We start from the raw sequence: 11,181 nt of genomic DNA, 5'->3' as shown, positions 1-11,181 counted from the left end.
AACTACGTTTATTACAGGATTTGGGATATTTCCGTATTTATTGATCTCTCCGCCGTCAAATTTGCCATCATTGGAAATTTTTCTTGAAGTAAGCTTATTTCCTTGAATCAAGATAGATTGATCATCGCTGCTCTTAATCAAACCCTTTAACATTATGTCGTAGGTGGTAGAATTCTTAAGAGTAAACTCACTAGTTGTTTGCTTAGCCTTTTCGGTGAAATTCGTAAAGGTATTGCCAGCATTGCGGATAAGGTGATACTCCTTACCCTCTTCGATATTTAAAGAGCCATAGGTATCTTTATCTACGTCATACTCTTCGCCGTTTAGCTTAAATTTAGCGTTATTAATGTCTGTATTGGCATTAGTAGTTAAATTTAAAGCAGCGGTTGCAGCGCTTCCGTTAGTAGCTGCGGTAACTCCGTCGAAGTTAAGAGCATTGAAATTCTTAATATTGCCTGCGGTTTTTTGAGTGTGAGCGTTATTTACGTTTAGGGTGTTGCCATTATTATTGCCTCTTGCGTTAGATGCATCGTCTGAGCCGCTAATAGCATTTACTACGCTTCCTGCATTGAAATTTACTACGTTGTCGTAAACCCTACCGCTACCTTTAGAAGCACCGGCAAAAATCTCTTTAGTATCAGCACCATTAATGTTTACGGTGTTATTAAATACGTCATCCGTGCTGCCGCTTAGTGTCGCACCGCCGTAAACGGATTTAGTGCTTAGATCGCCTGCAGTAGATACGATATTTACGGTGTTGCCTTTATTATCAAATAGAGGCGTTCCGCCTTGAGCTGCATTATCTGCTTTATTCTTAGTTAGCTCGTTGCTATCAAAGTCGTTGTCGTTCCAAGCATCGGTAATGGTGCCTTCTCTATAGATAAGCTCTTTATTGTTATTTTGCTTTCTAAAGGTCTCGCCGTCATATTGATAGTGAGCGTTGTCTATAATGTTATAGACTTGCTCTTTTTGAGTGGTTTTATCTTGGAAATTTATAGCAGCGTTGCCTTTAATTAGGGTATAGTCCTTATCTTTTTGAGCATTATTTATCTTAACGTCGGTACCGATTAGATTTGTAGGGGTATTGCCAGTTAGTTTAAGAGCCGGATCGCCGTTGTAACCATTAGGCATATTGAAATTTAACTTACCAACGCCTACGATATTTTCAGCTTCGATAGTGCCCGGTACTAAAGAGCCGTCAGTTTTACCTACGTTTATCGTATCATCGCCATTGGCTCTTATTTCGCCGATATTATCGCCGCTTACTAGATTTATCGTAGCGTTAGGAACGTTATTCGTATCGATATCTAGCCCGCCGAAATTCTGCGGTGCATTTGGATCTTCACCTACGTCGATAGTAGGATCGCCTGCAGGGCCGTTATATTTGCCGACCTCGCCGTTATCGAATGCTCCATCGATAGTGCGGTCGGTTTTCTTTTTACCTTGGATTACGATGGATTTTCCGTCATCATCTTTCATCAAACCCTTTAAATTCATCGAGTAGGTAGTGGCGTTTTTGATCGTAAATACGTTATCAGTGCGCTTAGTCGTTTGCGTTTCGTCAAAGCCCGTAAATCCGTTTTCATTATGGATCAGATAGCGCTTCTCGCCGTCGCCTATCGCGTAAGTATCTACATCATAATCATGGTCGCCAAGCTGAAATTTAGCCTTATTGATATTAGTTTTAACCCCGTCCGTGATTTGAAGTGCGGCTTTGCTTGCATCGGAATATGCATTTGATATGTTTTGGAAATTTAAAACATTAAATCTAGCAATATTGCCCGCTTGATTTGGATTGCTAGCGTTTGAAGCATTTATCAAGGTGTTGCCGCTGCCGCTACCGGTGCCGTATAAGCCGTAAATCGTGCCGGTGACGGTGCTATCTGATAAATGTACCGTATTATTATTGCTATTTGCCCCCACAGCCTCCGCGCCGAAAACATCTCCCGTTACGGTGGTATGATCCCATAAATTTACACGGTTACCCGATGCGGAGCCCAACAACATAGCATTGCCGCCTTTGACTTGTTTACCACCCTCTACTTTAGAATTTGACAAGGTTAAAACGTTTCCCGTAGCATTACCTTTTGACGTAGTTCCACCAGAAACGTTGTCGTTAAAGGTTACTCCGGTTGCAGAGAATTCATTGCCGCTGACGCCTTGCTCACCGCGTCCGCCTAGAGCAGGACCGTTTAGCGTTCCGCCGGTTACTTGCACGTGGTTATTATTTGCCGTTCCGCTGCCGCTGTTGATTTGATTGGTTCCGCCGATTACCTGAAAGACGCTTTTGCCGGTCAAATCCGCTATTACCCAGTTATTTTCGGCATTACCTTTTTCGCTTCTACCGCCGATGATATCGTGGCTCATCGTAGCGCCGTTTGCGATCTCTACTCTGGCGCCCGTAACGTCGCCGTTAACGCTGTTTCCGCCGATGACGTCGCGACCTACTTCACCGCCGTTTAGAGTTACTTTGGTGTTTGAAATTTTGCCGTTAACGCTGTTTCCGCCGATAGCATCTTGTGCTACTTTGCCTCCGCTCATTTCAACGTAGCTACTTTTTATCTCTCCGTTTACGTTGCGGAAGCCGTAAGCGCTACCCTTTACTTCGCCACTTTGTATTTCCGCATGGTCGCCCTCGCTCGTAGCGACGTGAGTAGTGTTCCCGCCGCCGCCAAAGCCTCCTTGTACATCGTGTATGACGGTTCCGCCGGTAATCTTAGAATAGTTATTTTTAGATACCTTAGCCATATATGAGCCGGTGGTGGACTCGACTTGTCCTGCTTTTAACTCTACCCAGTTGCCAATAGCCGTAGCTTTGCTTCCAATGGTAATGCCCTCTCTAGTAGCATTGGCGCCTGTTATATTTTGAAGCTTAGCACCGGCGTTGTTTATGACGACATAATTCTCCTCTAACGTACTAGCGAAATTTGGAGTTACGGATACCGCGCCGTCTATTTCTTGATCGGTATTTAAGACGACAGCACCCGTGATATTGACGCTATTGCCTTTCGCGGAGCCGCCTTGATGTATGGTAGCACCCTCTATCCTACCCATATCTATCTTCGCAGCACCGGTGATATTTACAGTATTATTATTCGCAGAGGCACCATATCTAGCGCGACCTCCCGATACCATCGCTTCAAAGTTGGTTACGCCCGCATTATCTCCGATTATATGGCTATTGCCTTCAATATTTACGGTGTTGCCGACGGCATTTCCCGAATATCCTGGATTTCCAGCCCAAGTGCCGTTGCCGCCGAGAACAGCTCGATTAATGGTTGCATTTATTATACTTACGGTATTGCCGGTTGCGCCTTTGCCTTCGCCGCCTATTATAGTAGTAGCGGTAGCGCCGTTTTTAACGATAATCCTGTTTCGATCGGCGGATTTCGTAGGTACGACATTAGGATCGCCCATACCGCCGCCGTATATGGTATATGAAGACATATCGACACCGTTAGGATCGCCCGTAATAGTTACTATATGATCGCTGGAAGCGCCCGATACCACACCCTCGTAACCACCGGAATAATAAGTAGTGGTGCCCGAGCGATGCAGTTTATTGCTACCGCCGCCGGTTACTGTCGCTTTTGCATTGTCGGCTAAAGCTTGCATCGGCATCAGTGCTAGCGTAGCAGCGATGCTCAGACCTGAGATAATCGGTATCTTAATATCTTTCATAGTTGTAATCCTTTGTAAAAAATAAAAACTATCCATTATACTATAAAAATACCTATTTACAATAAATTTAATACAATTTCTAACGAAAGGTAGCTTAATGCGAAAAAATGGGTATCGCGATGTAACGTTTTCGATAATAAAGTAAAATTTCAGCTTATTTTTGTTATCGAAGCTTAAACGAAAAATTACGATTACAAAATGATGGAATTTTAAAATTCCGACCTTAAAATTTAGCCAGCGGGATTCCCAAGAAACGACGCTGCGATAAAAGCGCTAGAATAAAGAGGCAGCAGTTTCTGATATCGAGAAATAGGGTAGGACATAGATTTTATAAAATTTGGATTTGTAGAATTTAAAGTGAAGTAATATACAAGAGGAATTAAAATTTGAAGTCCAGGCTAGAAGCACATACTTCTGCGGTATGTTGTTAGCAAAGAGATTAAAATTTTAAAGCAGTTCCAGACGAGGCGATAAAAACGATAAAGTAGCGGCGTGGAGGGTTAAATTTTAAAAATTCCAAGTGAAAACAAAAGCAAAAAAGCAAAATTCTAAAAATTTCAAGCGAAATTTGAGCTTTTAGCGGTATTTTGAAATAGCAGAGGGCTTTCAGAGGCGCTTGAAATAACAGAGAGCTTCCGGTAGCTTTAATGCCTGCCGGAAGCCCATTTTTATAGTTTATGTATCTTTTGTGCTCGAAAGCTCGAAATTCCGCTTTCCAGAAAGTCCAAAATCTCAAAAGCTTCTGTTTGCTTATTCGCATGTTCCGCTAATGCTTTGTCCTGGGCTTGCCGCGGTTAAATTTTAACGCTTGCGCGTTTTCTCGCAGCTAAAGCCTGGCGGACCAAGCTTAGCGGATTACAAGACCTTGCGGAATTCCGCGTCTGATGACCCAGACTAGGGTTTTCTTGCCCTTGTAATCTTTGATGTATCGATCGAAGTCGTCTGAGCTTTTGACATCGTTTTGACCGACTTGGATGATCACGTCGCCTACCTCAAAGCCGTAATCATCGGCTTTTGAGCCATCTTTGACACTTAAGACGAGGGCACCCGAGACATCGTCGTCGAGGTTATATTTGCGGCGCAAGCTGTCATTTAACGTCCTTAGCTTTAGCCCCTCTATTGCGCTTTTTGAGTCCTCGCCGGCTGAGCCTAAGGTGGTGGAGTCGGATTTCATCGCGTCTAGCTTGATAGTCGTGCTCTTGCTTTTGCCGTCGCGTTCAAATTCTACATCCACTGAGCTTCCTGGAGCCATTGAGCCGATTAAATTTTTTAGCTCGTTGGCGTTTTTGATAGATTTGCCGTTTATTTTGGTAATCAAATCGCCGCGCTTGATGCCTGCTTTATCGGCAGGCATGTCTTTTTCGACGCTTGAGATTAGCGCGCCCTCTTTGCTTTCATAGAGCTCTTTTTGGTCTTTAGACATATCCGAGATCGTGACGCCTATAAAGCCACGCTCGATCTTGCCGTTTGTGATGAGCTTTTCAGCGATCTCTTTTACCATATTTGAAGGGATCGCAAAGCCTACGCCGTTATTTCCGCCGCCGCGACTTAAAATGGCGGAATTTATCCCCAAAAGCGCGCCGCGACTATCCACTAGCGCGCCGCCTGAGTTGCCCGGATTGATCGAAGCGTCGGTTTGGATGAAATTTTCGTATTGATTTAATCCGATGTTGTTTTTATTTAGTGCTGAGATTATGCCTTGAGTGATGGTGCCGCCCACGCCGAAAGGATTTCCGATAGCAAAGACGATATCGCCCTCCATAGCCTTGGACGAGTCGGCAAATTTAACCGCAGAGAGATTTTTTTCGTCGATTTTGATGATCGCAAGGTCGGTTTTAGGGTCGGTGCCGATCACCTTGGCTTTATATTCCTTATCGCCTTCTAGTAGCGTAACTACGATTTCGTCGGCGTTTTCTATTACGTGATTATTTGTGACAATATAGCCGTCTTCAGAGATGATGACGCCAGAGCCTAGCGAGCTTCCCTCGCGCTCCTGTTGCTGCGGAATGTCAAAGTCGAAAAATTGCTTAAAAAACGGATCGTCAAACATCTGCGACATCGGGCTATTGCCTGCTTTGATCTTGGTTTTAGTTGCGATATTGACGACGGATTTTTTTACGTCCGCAAGCGAGCTGTGATACGAAAGCACCACGTCTTGATTAAAGCCCGGATTTACGCGCTCATAATTGCTTGGAGCTTCTTTAATGTCGATACTGGCGCCAAAAAGCGCACCTGTTAAAGCTATCGATATGATGATCGATTTTTTCATTTTTGCTTCCTTTGTGATAATGAAATTTTGGCGGAATTATAAATTTTGTCCGCTAATATATTCTTAACGCAAAATTAAAATTTATAAATAGAATTTAGCAAACTTGATTGACACTCACTAAAGTTTTATGATATAATCTACATAAATTTTAAGATTTTAAGGATTAAAATGGCAAGCACAAGCAGTTTATACGAAACCTTAGGCGTGGATAAATCAGCAAGCGCTGAGGAGATTAAAAAAGCTTACCGCAGGCTAGCTCGCAAGTATCACCCTGACATCAATAAAGAGCCAGGAGCTGAGGATAAATTTAAAGAGATCAACGCCGCGTATGAAATTTTAAGCGACGAGAAAAAGCGCGCGCAGTATGACCGCCACGGCGACGAGATGTTCGGCGGACAGAATTTCCACGATTTCGCGCAGGGTTCGGCAAACATGGGCGATCTAAACGACATCCTAAACAGCATTTTCGGCGGCTCTTTCGGCGCAAAAAGCGCAGGCTCACGTGGCGGATTTAGTTTCAGCTCTTTCGGTGGTGGCGAGGGTTTTAGTGGCTTTAGCGGCAGCGGTTTCGGCGGCGGATTTGGCGGCACACAGAGCCTAGATACGCACAGCTCGATTGAAATTCCTTTTGAGACCGCGATACAAGGCGGCGAGATGAGCGTGCGCATAGGTGGCGAGACGGTTAAATTTAAAGTACCTGCGGGCATCAATGCGGGCGAGAAGCTGCGCATAAGGGGCAAGGGACAAAAATCAGGCGCTCAAAGCGGCGATCTAATTTTGGAAATAAAAATCGCGCCAAGCACCGAGTATACGCGCGAAGGCGACGATCTTTTTAAAAAAATCGACGTTCCTTTAAAAACGGCGATGTTTGGCGGAAAGGTAGAAATTTCGACGCCGAGCAAAAGCGCAACAATAAAGATCGCAAAAAATACCAAAAACGGGCAGAAATACCGCTTAAAAGGCTACGGCGTGCAAAACCGCAAGAGTAAAATTTTAGGCGATCTATACGCGGTGGTAAATGTCGTCCTTCCCGACGTCGATTCGCTGGGCGAGGACGTCAAAGCCGCGCTGCAAAAGCTATAAGGAGGCATCAAAATGCATGATTACGATGAGCCGGTTTATCTCATATCGATAGTTTCGAAGGTCCTAGATATCCATCCGCAGACGCTGCGGCAATACGAGCGCGAAGGACTCGTAAGCCCGGGGCGCACGGAGGGCAAGATGCGCCTGTACTCGGCGCATGATATGGACCGCATACGCATGATTTTAAACCTTACAAAGGAGCTTGGCGTCAATCTTGCGGGCGTGGACGTGATCTTTCGCCTGCAAGAAAGGATCGCCGAGTATGAGCGCGAGATCGAGGAGCTGCGGGCTAGAATTTTAGAGCTTGGCGGAGAGACAGATTAAGGTTTGCGAAATAAAAATTTTAAAGCTCAGCAAAAATCGGATCCTGGCGCTATAAGCTGAAATTTTAATGCTATCAAAAAGCAAGATCGCCTCGCAAGCGTAGATTCAAGCGATAAATTTTGATTTTCAGAGAGGATTTGTGGGCGCGTCAAATTCCGCGTTAAATTTAAAGTTGCACTAAGCAAACTCGGGCGAATTTTCTTGCAATTAAATTTAAAAACCGCCTTGATATAATTTGGTTTTAAAATTTAAAATTCCAAGCCGTACTGGGCTTTAAAATTTTGTCGCGAACCTCTAAATTTAGCGATAAAGTGCGACATAATTTCTCTATTTTTAAGCGGGATTTTAGTAAAATCACATTATAAAATTTACCCGTAAATTTATATGAAAAGATAAAATTTCATCGATTATGCCTCCAATAAATGGTCGCGGATAATGTAAAATTTGACAATAAATTTAGCGCTAAATTTTAATCCGAGGTAAGCTTTGAACTACTTAATCCAATTTAGTGTGATTTTAGGAATATCTTTTGTTGCGGAGATTTTGGCGGCGCTCGTGCCTGTGCCGATCCCCGCTAGCATCTACGGACTAGTCATTATGCTTTTAGCCCTGATCTTCAAACTCATCAAAGTATCGCAGATCAGAGAAACCGTGTCATTTTTTATGCAGATTATGCCAGTGATCTTCATCCCGGCGGGCGCTGCGATCATCATCGCAGGCGACGCGCTACGCCAGCATCTTTTCGCAATCATCGCGATTACGGCAGTCTCTACGGTAGTAGTCATCGGTGCAAGCGGCGCGGTAACGCAGATCTTTTATAAAATCGCCCTCGCCCGCGTTAAGCGCAGGCTTTACGCAGCCGCGCACGAACAAGACGGCGTGAATACAAAGGGCGTGGATGCGAAGCTGGAGCGCGAAATTTTATCCGGAGACGATAAAAAATGAGAGAAATTTTAATGAACTCCGCTTTTTTCGGCGTGTTTTTGTGCCTGGGCTCGTTTGAGCTGGGGCTTTATCTAAAAAAGCGCTTTAAGCTAACTATTTTCAATCCGCTTCTAATCGGTATCATGCTTACCGTCTGCGTGCTTTTACTCTTTAAAATTCCATACGAGAAATTTAACGCGAGCGCCTCGCACATTAGCTTTTTCTTAACACCGATTACCGTCTGTCTAGCTGTGCCGCTATACGAGCAGCTGGCGCTTTTGCGAAGTAATTTTTTAGCTATTTTTGCAGGACTGATTTCGGGTATGATCGCAGGGCTAGGCAGCATCTACGCGATGTCGGTGATATTTGGGCTAAATCACACAATGTATGTCACGCTACTACCGAAATCCGTCACAGCGCCGATCGGTATGGGTATCAGCGAAAGCTTAGGCGGCATCGTGACACTAACGGTGGCCTGCATCATCGCTACGGGCATCATCGGCAGCGTATTTGGCGAGGCGCTACTTAAAATTTTTGGCATCAAAAAGGCGATGGCAAAAGGTATCGCCCTAGGCTGCGCGAGTCACGCGATGGGAACGGCGCGCGCTCTTGAGATCGGTGACGTAGAGGGCGCAATGGCGTCTTTAGCAATGGCGGTTACGGGACTTCTTACCGTCATCGGTGCCGGTATTTTTGCACATTTCATCTAAGGAGAAAATATGATAATCTCGATCGCTAGACAAACGGGCGCAGGCGGGCGCGAAACCGCGCGCAAACTAGCCGAGCGCTTAGGTTACACCTATCTAGCCAAGGCGGATCTGCTCCGCAAAGCAGACGAGCTTGGCTGCTTCGAGCAGATGTATGAGTTCTACAACGAAATGCCCGTAAATACGCTACTTCAGGCAATATCGCACAACGAGCTAGCCAATGAGCAAAAGCGCGATCGCATCGTAGCAATCTACGAAAAGATCGTCTCGGGCGGCAACGTTATAGTGCTTGGGCGCTGCGCCGGGTTTTTCTTGCGCGGACATCCGGATCTGCTGACGGTATTTTTACGCGCGAGCGATGAGTTTAAGCTCGCTAGATTGGAAAAAGAGGGTCACACCGACGCGCGAGAGTATATGGAAAATAGCGACGCAGGCAGGATGAGCTTTCATCAATACTACACCAACCAAGTCTGGGGCGCGTCCGCAAACTACAATATCTGCATCGACACATCGTATTGCGGCATCGATAATGCGGTAAATATCATCGAGTATCTAGTCAAACATCACATTGAAAAGTGATTTGCGCCTAAGAGCATAAAAGTGGAATTTATCTTTTCGAAGATGAATTCCACTTGATCTCGCAAACCCACCCTACTTCTATTGTAATTTAAAATTCACATCTCTTTCAGCTTGAATTCCATTTGTAAATGACGCATTTAGCTGTATTATAAAGCCTCTCGTTCAATGCGACATTAAATTCTAAACCGCGCTTTATCGCCACAAAATAGTAAAATTTAGCTAAAATTTAACGAAATTTAAATCCAAATTTAAGGAGATAAGATGCAAAGCAAAGCCCATCTATGCCCAAAATGCGGCGAAAACACGATATATTTCGACGGCATTTGCCACTCGTGCCGCCAAAAGCAGAGGCGGGAGGAGATTTTAAACCTAAGCGCGGACGAAGTGGAGGCGATGATCCTAAAAATCGCAGACCGCATCGATGAGATCGAAAAATGGGAGGAGATTTGTAACGATTTTTGGGCGTTTTTTAGCCTGCTGGATATCCACGATCCAAGGATCGCGCGAGCTGCGGCAGCGAAGCATATCTACTATCCGCCCGAGCTCTACTTTGGCGCGCCCAAGGACATGAGAGACGCGCTCGTCCACAAGCTCGCCTCGCTGCAGGACAATGCCAAAAACACCCTAAACGACCTACTGTGCGCGCTTGCGTGGCAGGGTGACGAGCAGACGACGCAGCTTTTTTACGAACTGTATCAAAACCCGAGGCCGTGGCGCCAAAAGCTCTACGCAGGCACTGAAATTTACGCGCAAATCGGCGGTTGGAGCTTTGATCAGAGGGGTGAGCGAAAATCGCTCGTTTTTGATAAGTGCCTCGCGGTAGTGCGCGCGAGAGACAGCGCGGAGAAAAACGGCGGCTGCGCGATCGGGCGCGGAGATGAAAGCGCGAGTAAAATTTCAAATTTCAAAGGCGGCGCGGGCAGCGCAAATTCCGAACAAAACACGCAAAAAGACGTAGACGAAATTTCAAATTTACACGCGGGCGCGCAGAGTTCTCGCACGGGCATGGACGAAGACGCGAGCTTGCGGAACGAGCGCGCGAATTTCAAATCAGACGCGCAAAAAGACGCTAGTAGCGGTTTAAATTTAAGCGAAAATGCAAAGGACGCTTGTGAATGCGCAAACCAAAATGCGGACGAGCCCGTACGTATCGGCAGGCCTACGGGGCAAAAGTGCGAGTTTTGCGGCTGCGAGATGCTCGATATGCTGCGTCTTAAGGCCGACGAGCCGCGGCTTGCGTTTTTAAATTTAAAGCACGATGCGATCTTTCGCTGCTGCCCGACCTGCGTCGGCTCGGTCGTTTACTTTTGCAAGAGAGGCGCAGACGGCGAGATAGAGCTAAGCTATAAAGGCGAAGGATTTACGGAGAGTTATTTTTCGCAAGAGGACATGGCGCGACTGTGCGATATGAAATTTAAGCTAGGCGGCGAGGTTTCGCCATTTTACGACTGCTTTGGCGAGCTTGATACGACCGTGGGAGGCTATCCGCAGTGGGTGCAGGACGCCGAGTATCTAGCCTGCCCTAGCTGTGGCGGGACAATGAAGCATCTAGCGCAGATCCCATTCGGCGAGCTGGTGCAGGGCGAGGGCGTCATATAAGTGCAGATCTGCGAG

Annotated in this window: 8 protein-coding genes; 6 read left to right on the top strand and 2 right to left on the bottom strand. The window is 45.8% G+C overall.

The annotated features are described in order from the left end of the window. Positions 1-3,681: hypothetical protein (locus Q0236_RS07725; RefSeq protein WP_297916633.1), on the bottom strand; the 3,681-nt coding region annotated here is incomplete at its 3' end. A gap of 847 nt (positions 3,682-4,528) precedes the next feature. Further along, complete coding sequence (locus Q0236_RS07720; protein ID WP_297916631.1) at positions 4,529-5,950, bottom strand: Do family serine endopeptidase; 1,422 nt, start codon at positions 5,948-5,950, stop codon at positions 4,529-4,531. Positions 5,951-6,118: 168 nt separating this feature from the next. Here Q0236_RS07720 and Q0236_RS07715 point away from each other — a divergent pair, with 168 nt between their 5' ends. The 6 genes from Q0236_RS07715 to Q0236_RS07690 all read left to right on the top strand — a co-directional run bounded on the left by Q0236_RS07715 (position 6,119) and on the right by Q0236_RS07690 (position 11,166). Then, positions 6,119-7,033, top strand: coding sequence for a DnaJ C-terminal domain-containing protein (locus tag Q0236_RS07715; RefSeq protein WP_297916629.1), 915 nt, complete (start codon positions 6,119-6,121; stop codon positions 7,031-7,033). Positions 7,034-7,045: 12 nt separating this feature from the next. After that, positions 7,046-7,357, top strand: a complete 312-nt coding sequence (locus Q0236_RS07710; RefSeq protein WP_005870178.1) for a helix-turn-helix transcriptional regulator — start codon at positions 7,046-7,048, stop codon at positions 7,355-7,357. A gap of 486 nt (positions 7,358-7,843) precedes the next feature. Then, complete coding sequence (locus Q0236_RS07705; protein ID WP_081451750.1) at positions 7,844-8,302, top strand: CidA/LrgA family protein; 459 nt, start codon at positions 7,844-7,846, stop codon at positions 8,300-8,302. Beyond that, positions 8,299-8,991, top strand: a complete 693-nt coding sequence (locus Q0236_RS07700) for an LrgB family protein (protein ID WP_297882224.1) — start codon at positions 8,299-8,301, stop codon at positions 8,989-8,991. Before Q0236_RS07705 ends, Q0236_RS07700 begins: the two co-directional genes overlap by 4 nt. Positions 8,992-9,000: 9 nt before the next feature. Then, a complete protein-coding gene (locus Q0236_RS07695) occupies positions 9,001-9,567 on the top strand; it encodes an AAA family ATPase (RefSeq protein WP_005873246.1) in 567 nt (188 codons plus the stop codon). A 261-nt stretch (positions 9,568-9,828) separates the two neighbouring features. Further along, positions 9,829-11,166: a cytochrome C gene (locus Q0236_RS07690; RefSeq protein ID WP_297916627.1), complete on the top strand. Its 1,338-nt coding sequence runs from the start codon at positions 9,829-9,831 to the stop codon at positions 11,164-11,166. Positions 11,167-11,181: the final 15 nt, after the last annotated feature.

This window comes from uncultured Campylobacter sp. (genome assembly GCF_938031315.1).
Taxonomy (GTDB): domain Bacteria; phylum Campylobacterota; class Campylobacteria; order Campylobacterales; family Campylobacteraceae; genus Campylobacter_B.
This window is presented reverse-complemented; position numbering and strand designations above follow the sequence as displayed.